Source organism: Streptomyces sp. NBC_00080 (genome assembly GCF_045041255.1).
Taxonomy (GTDB): Bacteria; Actinomycetota; Actinomycetes; order Streptomycetales; family Streptomycetaceae; genus Streptomyces; species Streptomyces coriariae.
In genome coordinates, this window is record NZ_CP108235.1 from 146,828 (window position 1) to 159,595 (window position 12,768).

14 protein-coding genes are annotated in these 12,768 nt (G+C 69.7%); 7 read left to right on the forward strand and 7 right to left on the reverse strand.

Features of this window, described 5'->3' with window-relative positions:
- The first annotated feature begins 61 nt into the window (after positions 1–61).
- Positions 62–400 (forward strand): nuclear transport factor 2 family protein, encoded by a 339-nt coding sequence (locus OHU34_RS00660; RefSeq protein ID WP_142270751.1) that lies wholly within the window; start codon positions 62–64, stop codon positions 398–400.
- Positions 401–1,205: 805 nt separating this feature from the next.
- Positions 1,206–1,763 carry a DUF3291 domain-containing protein gene (locus OHU34_RS00665; protein ID WP_405764057.1) on the forward strand — a complete coding sequence of 186 codons (558 nt, stop codon included), beginning with the start codon at positions 1,206–1,208 and terminating at the stop codon, positions 1,761–1,763.
- A gap of 100 nt (positions 1,764–1,863) precedes the next feature.
- Here OHU34_RS00665 and OHU34_RS00670 read toward each other — a convergent pair whose 3' ends face one another.
- The 5 genes from OHU34_RS00670 to OHU34_RS00690 form a co-directional block, all read right to left on the reverse strand.
- Positions 1,864–3,783: a hypothetical protein gene (locus OHU34_RS00670; RefSeq protein WP_405764059.1), complete on the reverse strand. Its 1,920-nt coding sequence runs from the start codon at positions 3,781–3,783 to the stop codon at positions 1,864–1,866.
- Between the two features lie 452 nt (positions 3,784–4,235).
- Positions 4,236–4,454: a hypothetical protein gene (locus OHU34_RS00675; RefSeq protein ID WP_230195905.1), complete on the reverse strand. Its 219-nt coding sequence runs from the start codon at positions 4,452–4,454 to the stop codon at positions 4,236–4,238.
- Positions 4,455–4,604: 150 nt separating this feature from the next.
- Positions 4,605–5,192, reverse strand: coding sequence for a TetR/AcrR family transcriptional regulator (locus OHU34_RS00680; protein ID WP_142270755.1), 588 nt, complete (start codon positions 5,190–5,192; stop codon positions 4,605–4,607).
- Between the two features lie 130 nt (positions 5,193–5,322).
- Positions 5,323–6,138: an oxidoreductase gene (locus OHU34_RS00685; protein ID WP_142270756.1), complete on the reverse strand. Its 816-nt coding sequence runs from the start codon at positions 6,136–6,138 to the stop codon at positions 5,323–5,325.
- 291 nt (positions 6,139–6,429) lie between these two features.
- On the reverse strand, positions 6,430–7,161 hold the full coding sequence (locus OHU34_RS00690) for an alpha/beta fold hydrolase (protein ID WP_230195903.1): 732 nt from the start codon (positions 7,159–7,161) through the stop codon (positions 6,430–6,432).
- 157 nt (positions 7,162–7,318) lie between these two features.
- Here OHU34_RS00690 and OHU34_RS00695 point away from each other — a divergent pair, with 157 nt between their 5' ends.
- Positions 7,319–7,714 carry a helix-turn-helix domain-containing protein gene (locus OHU34_RS00695; protein ID WP_142270758.1) on the forward strand — a complete coding sequence of 132 codons (396 nt, stop codon included), beginning with the start codon at positions 7,319–7,321 and terminating at the stop codon, positions 7,712–7,714.
- 184 nt (positions 7,715–7,898) lie between these two features.
- Complete coding sequence (locus OHU34_RS00700; protein ID WP_028807025.1) at positions 7,899–8,339, forward strand: hypothetical protein; 441 nt, start codon at positions 7,899–7,901, stop codon at positions 8,337–8,339.
- Between the two features lie 197 nt (positions 8,340–8,536).
- Here OHU34_RS00700 and OHU34_RS00705 read toward each other — a convergent pair whose 3' ends face one another.
- Together OHU34_RS00705 and OHU34_RS00710 are read right to left on the reverse strand one after the other, a co-directional pair.
- On the reverse strand, positions 8,537–8,935 hold the full coding sequence (locus OHU34_RS00705) for a hypothetical protein (protein ID WP_142270760.1): 399 nt from the start codon (positions 8,933–8,935) through the stop codon (positions 8,537–8,539).
- 370 nt (positions 8,936–9,305) lie between these two features.
- Positions 9,306–9,758: a MarR family winged helix-turn-helix transcriptional regulator gene (locus OHU34_RS00710; protein ID WP_230195902.1), complete on the reverse strand. Its 453-nt coding sequence runs from the start codon at positions 9,756–9,758 to the stop codon at positions 9,306–9,308.
- 63 nt (positions 9,759–9,821) lie between these two features.
- Between OHU34_RS00710 and OHU34_RS00715 the strand changes: the two genes are divergently transcribed.
- The 3 genes from OHU34_RS00715 to OHU34_RS00725 all read left to right on the forward strand — a co-directional run bounded on the left by OHU34_RS00715 (position 9,822) and on the right by OHU34_RS00725 (position 12,767).
- Positions 9,822–10,190: a VOC family protein gene (locus OHU34_RS00715; RefSeq protein ID WP_405764062.1), complete on the forward strand. Its 369-nt coding sequence runs from the start codon at positions 9,822–9,824 to the stop codon at positions 10,188–10,190.
- Positions 10,191–10,623: 433 nt separating this feature from the next.
- Positions 10,624–11,802, forward strand: a complete 1,179-nt coding sequence (locus tag OHU34_RS00720; RefSeq protein WP_405764064.1) for an NAD(P)/FAD-dependent oxidoreductase — start codon at positions 10,624–10,626, stop codon at positions 11,800–11,802.
- 71 nt (positions 11,803–11,873) lie between these two features.
- Positions 11,874–12,767, forward strand: a complete 894-nt coding sequence (locus OHU34_RS00725) for an RNA polymerase sigma-70 factor (RefSeq protein ID WP_230195900.1) — start codon at positions 11,874–11,876, stop codon at positions 12,765–12,767.
- The last annotated feature ends 1 nt before the right edge of the window (position 12,768 follow it).

Consider the following 12,768-nt stretch of genomic DNA (forward strand, 5'->3'; position numbering starts at 1 on the left):
GGCGCGAACCGCGGTTATACGGTGGCGAGCAGGGCCAGCCGTCCGACCGAGGAGCCCCCGCATGACCAACAGTCCGGCAGCCGTCGCCGAAGCTGCCTTTCACCACTACAGGTCGCAGGACCGCGACGCCGCCTTCGCTCTCTACGCCGACGGATTCTCGTTCACCAGCCCACAGGACGATCACATCGACAGGGCAGCGTTCTTCGAGCGGTGTTTCCCCACGGCCGATCGGATGACGGAGCAGCGTCTGCTCCACGTCGTCCCCGCAGACGAAGAACTGGTCTTCCTCCACTACGAATACGTGCTCACAACGGGCGACAGGCACCGCAACATGGAGGCGATCACCGTCCGGAACGGGCTCATCCAGGAGGTGCAGGTCTTCTTCGGCGGCAAAGTGTGACGAGTCCTCGCGGCCAGCAGGCCGGAGTGGCCGTCGTCCCGGACGCGACTACCAGCGCGGGAGCCGGGACGGTCACGGGGGGCAAACCGAACCCGCATGCAGGCGCGTGGCCTCGGTGAACGCGTCTATGGCTTGGGCGAAGAAGGGCACTGCCGAGGTTGTTGAGGATCGTCGCCTGTTGCAACCTGTCGCTCGTGAGCGCAAGCGCCTGCACGTGGAGATCGACAGCTATGGCCTCCGCGACGCCTCCCGCCGCGCGGCCGAAAGACACAATCTGCCGCATCACTCGGACCGCATCGCTGAAGTGACGTTGCGTCAGAAGGCACTCCCGCAGGGCCACTGCCGGCCATACGGCGTCGAGCGACCGGTCGTCGGGGGGAGCGCGTCGAGGATCGCCACCAGATCGAGGCGTTCGGCGTCCAGCCACGCCGGTGCCGCGACGCGTCCCGGGAAACGTGTGGCGCCACCGCCGGACACTGTGTCCCCGGGCACGGTCAGACGTACCTGACCGGACGCCTGCCGCAGTTCGAGTCCGCTCCGCCCGTCCGCTGCGCACGAATCGATGAACACCCCCGCAATGACCGGTACAGGAGGCCACTTGGACAGGGAAAACGCAACTTCGACATGGACCGCGGAGGCAGCTACCTTCACCTGGTCTTCGGCGATCGCCCATGGTCGCGCAGGAGTTCCTTCAGGCTGAGCCACTCGCGACGGGATGAGTCGGTCATGCCCCACGAGCCCTCGCCCCCATGCGCAAGCCACCGAATCGGGTCCACGCCAGGCAGCACCCACCAGGGAGAGACGCATGCCCCATCTTGCTCTGTACACGTTCGGCGTCCTGAAGTCACCTCTCGCCGATCCCGCACCTCTCACGCGCGAGTTCTACGACACTGGTGAGGCCGTCTACCGGAAGATCAGTCAGCACCCCGGATACCTCTCGCGTGCTGAAGCGGCAGACGGTGACCGGGGCATGCTCTTCGGGGCGGACTGGGGTGCATGGGGAGAGTTCGCCGTACCGACCTGGTACGGCAAGGGCCGTACGGTGGAAACCACCGCCCTGGCCGCGACACTCTCACTCTGGACCGACCTGCGCCCCGCCTTCGACGCCGTCTACACCGGTCTGCACCGTGAGGCGCTGAACAGGCGTTACGACTGGTTCGAGAGGACAGGACACCCGAACTACGTGTGCTGGTGGGTTTTCGACGGCGTGATACCCACCTGGCAGGACGGGGTTTCCAGGCTGGAACACCTCCACGAGCACGGCTCCGCGCCGCACGCCTTCACCTTCCACCACTCATTCGCCCCGGACGGAACTCCGACCAGGATCAAAGGCCTCGGGCCGAAGAACGACCGGGTTCGCTGACAAGGAGGCCTGAACGACTGGGTTCGCTGACAAACGCCTCAAGTGGTCAACCGGTGCTCGCGAGGTTGGCGTAGGGGTGACCGGCAACGCCTGCCGGGAATCAGCGCCGGGATGACACGGCTGCCGCTGCCGCTGCCAGAATCCGGTGCAGGACGGGGACCGGGATCGCCGGGTTGGTGACCGCCACGCTCGACGTGTCGCGGTCGTGCAGCAGCCCGGCCAGGATGCGGGCCGGCAGCCGCGGATTGCGCATCGCGGTCCGGCGGACGTGGTCCGCCGGGTCGTCCAGCAGCCGCACCGCGTCGGCCGGTGGCAGCCGGGGGTCCTCGGCCGCACGGCGGCGCACCTCGGCCTCGGGGTCGCGGGCCAGGTGTGCGACGTCGGCCGACGTGGACTCCGGATCGTCCAGGACCAAGCGGCGCATCCGCCCGCTGGAGTCGTCGGCGTAGCGCAGCAGGCCCGTACGGGGGAAGTTGGGGTGGCTGCGGGGGCGGTCGGGGTGGCTGAAGCTGCCGTCCCACCAGCGCCAGACCTCCAACAGCAGGTCGGCCGGCGCGCTGTCGCACGATTCGGCGAGAAACAGGCGGACCACCCGGTCCTCGTCCCGCGCCAGACGCTCCACGACGTCCGGTGGGAGTTGCCGGGCACGGGCCACACTGCGGCGGATGAGCGGATGAGTCGAGGCGGCCAGCCGGCGCATCGCGTCGGTGTCACCGTGCAGGTTCGTGACCCAGGGCAGAGTGCGTGACATCAACGTCGGGTCGAAGTCGTGGCTCACCACGGCGCGCTGCTCCTCGGTGAGGTCGGGGCGCAGCGCCACCGCGGAGCGAACGTCGTCCAGTGGGTCCTTCGCCAGGACGGCGACCGCGTGCGAGCCCAGACCCGGGTTGGCGGCCAGCGCCCGGCGCACTTCCGCGTCCGCGTCCCCGACCAACTCCGACTCCAACTCGGGCTCGAGGCAGCACTGTTCGAGCGCGCGCCGAGGCGCGGGCAGCGCGGCGAAGACCTTGCGGGGCATCGGGATGCCGGTGTGGTGGGCAAGCAGCGCCGCGGTGCGCACCACGTCGTCGGTGTCGGCCAGCAGCCGCTCCCGCAGTGGCGCGGCGAGGTCTTCCCACCGGGCGCAGGCAGCGGTCCGTACCCGGGGATCGGCGTCGGCTGCGAGGCTGGGGAGGTGGTGTGCGGGGAGCCTCGGGAGTTCGGCGGCCTCGGCGCGGGACGGGCCGGCGAGGAGGTCGTCGTACAGGTCCCCGGGGAGTTCGACGCCCCAGGCGCCGGCATGCTCGGTCCAGAGCACCCGCCGGCTCGGCGACGGTTCGGCGCGGACCAGTCGTACCCATTGATCGGACGTGAGCCTGGGCCGGAAGGTGTCGGCGGGCTTCGAGCGCACCCGTGGATCGGGGTGCGCCACGGCCGCGTCGAGTACGGCGGGCCGGTCGCAGTCGTGCAGGAATCCCTCCGCCACATCCAGCAGCCGGATCAGCAGCTCGTCCGGCGCGGCCGGATTGGACCCGATCCCCTCCGCCCAGTGCAAGGGCCACGCCGGCCGGCCGGGTACCGCCGCCCACACCTCGGCGCGCTCGGCCTCGGTCTCGCGCGCGGCGACCGCGGCCGCCTCCTCCAACCGCTCCGGCAGTCGGTCGAGGGCCGTCACCCGAGGCCCGCCCCCGCCGGGCACCTCCGCCAGCAGCACTTGCCCGTCGAGAGAGAGCGCCACGAACCCGGGCGCGCCGGTCAGCCCCGGCACACCGCCGCCGACATACCGGACCCGGGTCCACCAGGAGTCGTTGCCTCCGATCCGATGCCCGAGGACAACCACCAGGAACTCGCCGTCGACATCGCGAAGGCGGCGCCACCACGCGGCGTCGAGCGCCTCCCGGACCGCACCGTCCGGCGCCCCGATTCCCCGCGCGATCCGCCAGCCGGCCTCCGGCGGGAACAGGCTGCCCGGGCGCACGTCCTCGACGACCGTGAGCCCGGCGCGTACGAGCATGTCGCGGAGTTCCTGTCGGTGCTGCACGCGGTCATGATTCCCGCCGGCGCACGGTAGGACAAGGCCCTCAGCCCGAGCGCAAGCCCCTCACCCGCACACACGTCGTAGGCGGCGAGGCCGTTCGGCGGCCCCACCCGGGCGGCTCGAGTCGGCCCGCTGGAGCCGCGGCGGCTTTCGCAGGCGTCCCGGGCGGCCGTGTGTGAGCCGGACATCCGGCCACCACGATCTCAGTGGTTCACGGCGACGGGACAGGCCGCTCGTCCCTTCCACCGTGTGGATTCGTCATCCGAGCCGGACGATGTCCACGACGTAGAGGCGTCCGGCCGCGCGGTCGATCCGGTAGGCGGCGGTGAGCAGTCCTACGGAGGCGGAGCGAACGCCCTCGCCCTCGGGGTCCCTGGCGTTGAAGGCCGGGAAAGACTTCTCGCAGCCGGTGACGGAAGTGCTGCCGAGTCAGGGTGTGTGACAGGCCCGACGGTTCATTGGATCAGGTCGGTGTGTGGATGCTCGGGAGAGAGGGGGCATACGTAGAGCTGCATGTTGTCCGTGCTGCCTACTTCGACCGCGGTCGGCTGCGCCGGATCCCGGCCGGCGCGATGACTTGCGGCGAAGGCGGCGGCTCGGTCTTCGTAGGGCGCCCAGCCGCGCCGCAGACCACCGTCCCATTCGAAGGAGGCGATGGTCAGCAGCGGGACCATCTGAGCGTCGCAGACCGTGCAGTACCGGCGGTACGGGTCGGTGCGGCCCCATGGCGGCAGTGAGCTCGACGGCGAAGCGGATGCGGCGGTCGAGCGAGCCGTCGACCTTGTCCGACCGGACCAGCCCCGTGATCGGTACGCGGAGGGCGCTCACTCGTGGTGCTCGGCGTCGAGCAGTGCGAGGGCGTTGCGGATGCCCTGTTCGAGGAGTTCGTCGGCGAGCTGTCGGTCGGTCAGGGCACGGGAGAGCTGCAGCGTCCCCGCCAGCATGCCAAGGAGGCCGAGTGCCTTCAGGCGCGCCGAGGGTGGGTCGTGGGGGGCCATGCGGACCGCGAAGCCGTCGATGAGGACCAGCGCGCCGTCGGTGTATGCCTGCCTGGTGAGATCCGTGGAGCGTCCGATCTCGTCGAGCAGGGCGGCGTTGGGGCAGCTGTCCTCGATGCTGTCGCGCTGCTCGGTGGAGAAGTACCAGCGGATCACCTGTTCGAGGCCGGCGCGGCCGGGGGCCGCCTGCGCGACGATGTTCGCGTGCTGTGCGCGCATCTGGTCGGCGATCGCAGCGGCGACGAGTTCGTCCTTGGACGCGAAGTGGGCGTAGAGGGTGCCGTTGGTCAGGCCCGCGTCCTTCATGAGCGTTGTGACTCCGGAGCCGTCGATGCCGTCCCGCTTGAGCCGGCGACCGGCCGTCGCGATGATCCGCTGCCTTGTCTCCTGCTTGTGTTCTTTCGTGTACCGCACCGCGAGTTCCTCCGTCCGGCTCGTGCGGCTCGGGGACCCCGCCGTCGGTGATGTACAGCCGGTTCGGGCGGCATCGGCACCGTTGAAGCCGGACCGGGATGGTCGGGTCCCTCGATGCCGGGCCGGGATGTCAGGTGGGCAGGCGGTTGTTCTTCCGGATCTGCTTGTCGAACACTCCCGCGGGGACGAGGCGGCGCGCCGTGGTGACGCGTGAGGCCAGCGGCCCGGCGGTGTAGCGCAGCTTCGGCTTCTTGTCGGTGGCCGCGGTGACGATCACCTCGGCAACGACGGCGGGGTCGTCGCCGTCCTTCATCGCATCCGCGATCACCTCGTCGAAGATGCGCCGTCGCTCCGCGTAGAGCGGCAGCGGGGTGTCGGGCTGGGCGGCGTTGGTGTCGAAGCTGGTCCTGGTGTAGGCGGGCTGGACGATCAGGACCCGGACGCCGTGCTCGCGGACCTCGTGATCCAGCGACTCGGAGTAGCCCTCGACGGCGTGCTTCGACGCGACGTAGAGGGCCATGAAGGGCTGGGGGGCGACCCCGAGGACCGACGAGATGTTGATGACGCGTCCGCCGCCCTGGGCGCGCATGTGCGGCAGGACGGCCTTCGTCATACGGATGACACCGAGGACGTTGATGTTCAGCACGTTCTGGGCCTGGGCTACGGAGTTCTCCTCGACGGCACCCGCCGAGCCGACACCCGCGTTGTTGACCAGGACGTCGATGCGTCCGAACCGGTCGATCACCTCTGCGACCGCGGCGGTGGCCGAGTCGTCGCTACCCACATCGAGATCGAGGTACGTCACACCGGCGGGCGGGGTGAGTCCGGAGGTCTTGCGGCCTGTTCCGATCACCTCGAAACCCGCCGCGACCAAGGCGCGGGCCGTCTCCTTGCCGATCCCCGATGAAGCACCTGTCACAAGCGCCACCTGCCGAGTCGTCGCCATCACGATCTCCCATGCCTTTGCATTACGTTCGTTTGCCTTACGTTCGTACGACCATAGGCGCATCGTTCACCGCTGGCAAGAGGTCACGTCCGGCGATCCGGGAAAGACCCGGGAAGCGGGGGTGCGGCACGGGAAAGGGCACGCGCGGACGATGACCGCGCGGGGTCTGTGGCCGGCGGACGGCGCCGCGCCGACCGAGCCGATTAAGCTTCGCGGCCCGGTCGGCCGGCTGTGGGATCACCGACCGGAGTCCGCGCCGCCGCAGCCGCAGCCGCAGTTGAGGTTCGGACGCTACCGACGGGTGGTTGCAAGCAGCAGTTCGCTCAGGTCCGCCGGCATGGTGATCATGCAATCGTGCCCGGTCGGCAGCTCCCGTATCCGTGCTGGGGAGCCGTTGGGCTGGGTCGCGGGGACGGGCCGCCGCACGATGCCCTCCGGCTCTGCGCCGACGCAGTGGATGTGCGTGCGCGGAATGGAGTCCACGGCAGGGTTGTCCAGCCGAACCGGTTGCCGCAGACAGCGCACCGGCTGGTCGGAGAGCGTCGCACGCAGCCATGCGACGTCCGCCGGGTCGGTGACTCCGAACAGGCCGAGGGGCGGAGGCATCTCGGGCAGCGGCGGGATGCGCCAGCCGTTGTCGGACTCGGCCGCCAGGTCGATCAGGTGCTGGGTCATGGGCTGCACGTCGACGGCGGTCTCGCCGTGCTCCGGGACCATCGCGTCGAGGTACACCAGGTGCGCGATTCGTTCCGGTACCTCGTTGGCCACGGACGAGACGACGAGCCCCGCGTAGCTGTGACCCACGAGCACCACCTCGGTCAGATCCTCCTCGTGGATCAGCTCGACGACGTCTGCGACGTGCGTGTCGAGCCCCACCTCGGGACCGAGCAGGTGCGCCTTGTCGCCGTAGCCCGTCAGCGAGGGCGCGAACACGCGGTGTCCGGCCGATTCCAGCAGCGGGACCACCCGCTCCCAGCACTGGCCGTTGTGCCAAGCGCCGTGCACCAGCAGAAAAGTTGACATGAGGGGAACTTTTTCCTCTTCGGGACGTGGAGGCGCGAGAGCATTACGGTTCCTGTCGGTGCCTCGGTACTCTTCGGGAACCGAAATCATCGTGCTGCACCTGCCACACCCCGATCAATAAGGCACATTTCGGTGCCCCGGTTCTCTGGAGGTAACCATGAGCGGCACAGTGGGCGGCGAGTCGCGGCCGGCACGGCCGGAGGACCCGTGCCAGGCCCGTGAAGTGCTCGGCATCGTCGGCGACAAGTGGTCGCTGCTGATCGTGCGCAACCTCAGCCAGGGGCCGCGCCGCTTCACCGAACTCAAGCGGGCCGTCGACGGGATCAGCCAGCGCATGCTCACCGTCACCCTGCGCGGTCTGGAACGCGACGGGATCCTCACCCGAACCGTCCGCAACGTCATGCCGCCACACGTCAGTTACGAACTCACTCCGATGGGCAGGACCCTCCGCGAAGCCACCGCTCCCCTGCTGGAGTGGAGCATCACGCACCTGACGCACATCGACGCCGCCCGCGCCGTGTACGACGCCCGCCCCGACACCTCGCCCGCCTGACCTCCGCCCGGCCGCACTCCCCCATCTGCACGTACGGCTCGACAGGCTCCCCCGGCCGCTTCCGACCGTCGCGAGGCTGAGGCGCACGTCGGGCGGGGCGTCCGCCACGGACAGGGCCCACGGCTCACCTGACTGCCGAGGCCCTGGTGCGCGGGGTGGCAGCCGGGCAGGCTAGTTTGCTCGGGTGAGTCTCCTTGATGATGTAGCTGAGCGCGACGGCTGGCGCTGCTGGGTGTGCGACGAACCGGTCGACCCCGACAAGTCGGTGAACGACCCGCAGGGGCCCAGCGTCGACAGCCGGACCGCCGACCGGAAGGCCAAGGTCGCCGAGCGGCTCGCGCACCGCGGGTGCAACACCCGCAAGGGCGCGGTCAAGGCGGTCATCGCCTGGCCCGACCGCCTGTACGTGGTCGAACCCGCGCCGCTGATCACTGTTGCCGCGAGGCTGGAGCGCAAGGGTGGCCGCGAGATGGTGGGCCGTTGTCCGACCAGGAAGGACGCCCAGGAAGCGGCGGATTGGCTGGTGGACCGCTTCTCCCGACTGGTACCGGGACTGCCGGTGACCGCCGGCATCGAGGCGGGCGGCGGCCAGTTCCTCCTCATCCTGGCAACCGGCCGACGCTGACCGGGGATCACCGTACAAGCCGGCGAAGGTCGAGTTGTACGCCGCGATCCGCCGGAATCACGTGCTGGGGATGTCGTTGCGGTCGCTTCAGCGTGTGCACAACGTGACGAGGCGGCGGTGCGGACGGGCACCGACCACCCCGGATACACGCTCGTTCGACAGACCCGCGCACGGAAGGCGAGCGCTGCGACGCCTGGTCAGGCAGAGGCGAAAACCTCCTCGGGGGCGTGGTCGAGGACGAATCCGTTGTCGAGCCGGACGCGGACCGTGACGCGGAGCATCCTTCGCTGGTAGGCGGCCCACTGCTCCTCCAAGGCCCCCACCTGCCCCTCCAGTTGCTTTCTGCTCTCCGGCGGCATCTGGTGGCCGAAGTCGTCGAGGAGCGACTTGAGGCGCAGATACTCACGTACCTCGTGGCTCTGCTGCCGGTGATGCTCGTCCACACGCTCGACAGTGCCCTCGATACCTGCCGCCAGGGCCACAGAGGCGGCGGCGAAGGCACCCGTCTCCTCCGGGGGCTCCTCGGCCGGGGTCACCGATCCGGCCAACCGGAGTTCCGCCGCCAGCCGCACCCGTTGGCCCACGTTCAGCGTCATCGATCCTTCGTCTTCCTCGTCGGTGCGATCCGGTACACATGGCGCCGCCAGGCGTACCGGAGAGGACAGGATCATCCCACCCTCGCCTCCGGTCCCGACACGATCGAAGACCATGTGGCACGGGCTGATGGATGGCCGGCGCGAGCCCTCGTCTACCATCGCCCGCACACCGCGGTGCACGGGCTCGATGTCGGCCGAGCACTCTGTGAAGCTCGGTGCGGGGATCATGATTCTTATGGGATGCGGGGCGAAACTGGCCGCTGACCGGCTCGCGCAGGTGACGGAGAGGTGGCTGGACCCTTCCGGGCACGGGCTCTCATGGTCGGCTGCACCTCATCCGGGCGCGACGAGACGTGTGCCGGGAAACGAGCTATGCGGCGTCGTTGCCGTCGCGCAGGGAACGGATCATGCTCTGCAGGATCCGGAACGCGCCTGACTGCTCGGCCTCGGTCATGCCGGCCAGCATTCTGACCTCGACGGACCGGACCGCTACGGTCGCCTTCTCCAGGCTCTGTCGGCCGAGAGGCGTGAGCCGCGTGGGAAGAACCTTCCCGACGGGTGCCTCCGCGGGCCTGGTCACGTAACCCTCTCGTTCCAGGGCCTGGAGCAGCACGTTCATCGACTGCCGTGTCACGAACGCGCCCCGCGCGAGCTCGGAGTTCGACAAGCCCGGTCGTTGAGCCAGCAGCTCGAGGCAGGAGTAACGCGTCACGTTCATCCCGAGCGGCCGCAGCACCTCCTCCATGGCTGTGCGCAGGGCGCTCGACGCCTCTTTCAGCAGGTAGCCGAGTGAAGTCCGCAGGTCGATGCCGTCTTGATTCATGTCAGCATTCTGACATAGACTGACCTGTGTCAGAAAGCTGACACGAAGAGAAGGAGCATCCTCATGCCCGCCACCGGCCCCGACTTCATCTCGCTCCAAGCGCGCGACCTCGACGCCTCGCAGGCGTTCTACGAGCAGTACCTGGGCCTCGTCCGCTCACAGGCCGGACCCCCGCACGCCGTCGTCTTCGAGACGAAGCCGATCGCGTTCGCACTCCGCGACGCCCTTCCCGGCACCGACCTCGCATCCGTTGCCCAGCCCGGCATCGGTGCCGCGATCTGGCTCCACGCCACAGACGTCCAGGCCATTCACGATTCTCTCGTTGCCGACGGCCACACCATCGTCTCCGCACCGATCGACGGCCCCTTCGGCCGGACATTCACCTTCGCCGACCCCGACGGCTACCAGGTCACTCTCCACGACCGCACCTGATCGGCGAAACCCCACCGGACGACCGACGATCCCCGAAGACTGCGGTTGCGCCCCGGGCCCGTGCGTGATGCCACCTTCGGCACTGCTGAACCGGGGCCGCGTCGGGAGATCTGCCCAGGTCCAGCACTCTGGCGCCCGGAGTTCGAGCCCTCACTCCGGCCCATCGTCAGCGAGCCGCGCGGCGATGGCGACAGCCGCGCGGACCCCGGCCCGGCGTCCAGCCGGAGACACACAGACGTCCGATGGTGGCGCCTCCGCCGTCGAGGACCTGGCGCCGGAGCCGCCGGCGGAGTCCGGCTCCCTCGGGGGCAGCACACCAACGATGTGCATGGTGTGACGTGAACCACACCTGCGGCCTGTCACGTCCGGTGCGGGTTGCTTGTCCCATGGGCGTCACCGGCACCGATGCCGGTGCCCGACCTTGGGAGATCCGATGAACAACGACCACCACATCGTCGTCCTCGGCGCCGGCTACACGGGCTTGTTCAGCGCCATCCGGCTGGCCCACCGCACCCGCCGGACCGACGTGAAGATCACCCTGGTCAACCCGTCGAGCCGGTTCGTCGAGCGGCTGCGGATGCACCAGATCGCTACCGGCCAGGAGCCGGCCGACCATCAGATCCCCGACCTGCTCGCCGGGACCGGCGTCACGTTCGTCCAGGGCACCGCCACCGCCATCGAGCCCGAGACCCGGCGGATCACCCTCGACGGCGCCAAGACCCTCGGCTACGACACGCTCGTGTACGCACTGGGCAGCTCGACCGAGACCGGCAAGGTCCCCGGTGCCGACGTCCACGCGTTCACCCTCAACAACCCGGAGATCGCCGGCCGGTTTGCCACGCGCCTCACCGAGGTCGCCGCGTCCGGCGGCACGGTCACCGTCTGCGGCGGCGGCCTGACCGGCATCGAGGCGGCCACCGAGATCACCGACAGCCACCCCGGCCTGAACGTCACGCTGATCAGCCTGGACGAGCCCGGCGGCATGCTGGGCCCCAAGGCCCGCTCCTACCTCCACGGCGCGCTGGACCGCCTCGGCGTCGCTCTTGAGACCGGCGCCCGCGTCACGAAGGTGCTGCCCGACGCCGTCGAACTGGCCGACGGCCGGCTCGTCCCCTCGGACGCCTGCCTGTGGACCACCGGCGTCAAGGTGTCGCCGCTCGCCGCCGACGCCGGGATCGCCACCGACGACCACGGCCTCATCCTGGTCGACGCCACCCTGCGTTCGGTTTCCCACCCGGAGATCCACGCCATCGGCGACGCCGCCGCCGTCCGTCTGGCCTGGGGACAGATCCACGGCACCTGCCAGAGCGGCCTGCCCACCGCCCAGTACACCGCCGACACCATCGCGAAGCTCGTGCGCGGCAAGGCCGTCAAGCCGTTCCGCTTCGGCTACTTCCACCAGCCGGTCAGCCTCGGCCGCCGTGACGCCGTCGTCCAGTTCACCAAGGCCGACGAAACCCCTCGCCGTATGCACCTCACCGGCCGGAGCGCCGTCGCGTACAAGGAGATGGTCAGCGGCAGCCCGCTCACGACCTACCGACTCAGCAAGCGCATGAACGTCACCACCATCGTCTCCAAAGGCGGCCGCGCCACCCGCAAGCCCGCGCGATGACGGCGGCACAGGCTCCCAGCACCATGATCTCGGGCCTTGCCGCCCTGGTACGGCCCTGCCAGCATGAGCCGATGGTCGACTCCAGGGACGCACAGGACCCGTACATCGAACACCGCAGGCTCCTGTTCGCCACCGCCTACCGCATGCTCGGCAGCGTCACCGACGCCGAGGACGTCCTCCAGGACACCTGGCTGAGCTGGAGCACCGCGGACCGCGACGCGATCCGCCACCCCAAGGCCTATCTGGTGCGCACCGTCACCAACCTCTCGTTGAACCGCCTCACCTCCGCTCGGGCCACCCGCGAGACCTACGTCGGCCCGTGGCTGCCCGAGCCCCTGCTGACCTCCCCCGACATCGCCGCGGAGACCGAGCTGGCGGACAGCGTCTCCACCGCGATGCTGGTCGTCCTGGAAACCCTCAGTCCCGTCGAACGCGCCGTCTTCCTGCTTCGCGAGGTCTTCGGCTACTCGCACGCCGAGATCGCCGAGACGCTCGAACGTCCCGAGCCGACGGTCCGCCAGATCGCCCACCGCGCACGCGAGCATGTCCAGGCCCGCCGCCCCCGCTTCGACGCCGACCGGACCCGGCGCCGGCAAATCACCGCCCGCTTCATGGCGGCCTGCGCGGGCGGCGACCTGAACGCCGTCATGGAGCTGCTCGCCCCCGAGGTCACCGCTTGGTCCGACGGCGGCGGCAAGGTCACCGCCGCCCGCCGCCCCCTCCACGGCACCGACCACGTCGCGCGCTGGATCGTGGGCTTCCTGGCCAAGCCCGCACTGGCCGCCCTGACGATGGAGCCGGCCGTCATCAACGGCGAGCTCGGTGTCCTGACCACCCTCGACGGACAAACGGTCGGCGCCTTCTCGTTCGACCTCGTCGACGACCGCATCCAGTACCTGCGTTTCCAGGTCAACCCCGACAAGCTCAGCGGCCTGACTCCCGCCAACAGCTTGGCGACACCCTGAT

What these genes read in the sequence shown, in the direction of transcription:
- OHU34_RS00660 (WP_142270751.1), top strand. Translation starts at nt 62, where the DNA reads ATGACCAACAGTCCGGCAGCCGTCGCCGAAGCTGCCTTTCACCACTAC.
- OHU34_RS00665 (WP_405764057.1), top strand. Translation starts at nt 1,206, where the DNA reads ATGCCCCATCTTGCTCTGTACACGTTCGGCGTCCTGAAGTCACCTCTC.
- OHU34_RS00675 (WP_230195905.1), bottom strand. Translation starts at nt 4,454, where the DNA reads ATGGTCCCGCTGCTGACCATCGCCTCCTTCGAATGGGACGGTGGTCTG.
- OHU34_RS00685 (WP_142270756.1), bottom strand. Translation starts at nt 6,138, where the DNA reads ATGGCGACGACTCGGCAGGTGGCGCTTGTGACAGGTGCTTCATCGGGG.
- OHU34_RS00690 (WP_230195903.1), bottom strand. Translation starts at nt 7,161, where the DNA reads ATGTCAACTTTTCTGCTGGTGCACGGCGCTTGGCACAACGGCCAGTGC.
- OHU34_RS00695 (WP_142270758.1), top strand. Translation starts at nt 7,319, where the DNA reads ATGAGCGGCACAGTGGGCGGCGAGTCGCGGCCGGCACGGCCGGAGGAC.
- OHU34_RS00705 (WP_142270760.1), bottom strand. Translation starts at nt 8,935, where the DNA reads ATGACGCTGAACGTGGGCCAACGGGTGCGGCTGGCGGCGGAACTCCGG.
- OHU34_RS00710 (WP_230195902.1), bottom strand. Translation starts at nt 9,758, where the DNA reads ATGAATCAAGACGGCATCGACCTGCGGACTTCACTCGGCTACCTGCTG.
- OHU34_RS00715 (WP_405764062.1), top strand. Translation starts at nt 9,822, where the DNA reads ATGCCCGCCACCGGCCCCGACTTCATCTCGCTCCAAGCGCGCGACCTC.
- OHU34_RS00720 (WP_405764064.1), top strand. Translation starts at nt 10,624, where the DNA reads ATGAACAACGACCACCACATCGTCGTCCTCGGCGCCGGCTACACGGGC.
- OHU34_RS00725 (WP_230195900.1), top strand. Translation starts at nt 11,874, where the DNA reads ATGGTCGACTCCAGGGACGCACAGGACCCGTACATCGAACACCGCAGG.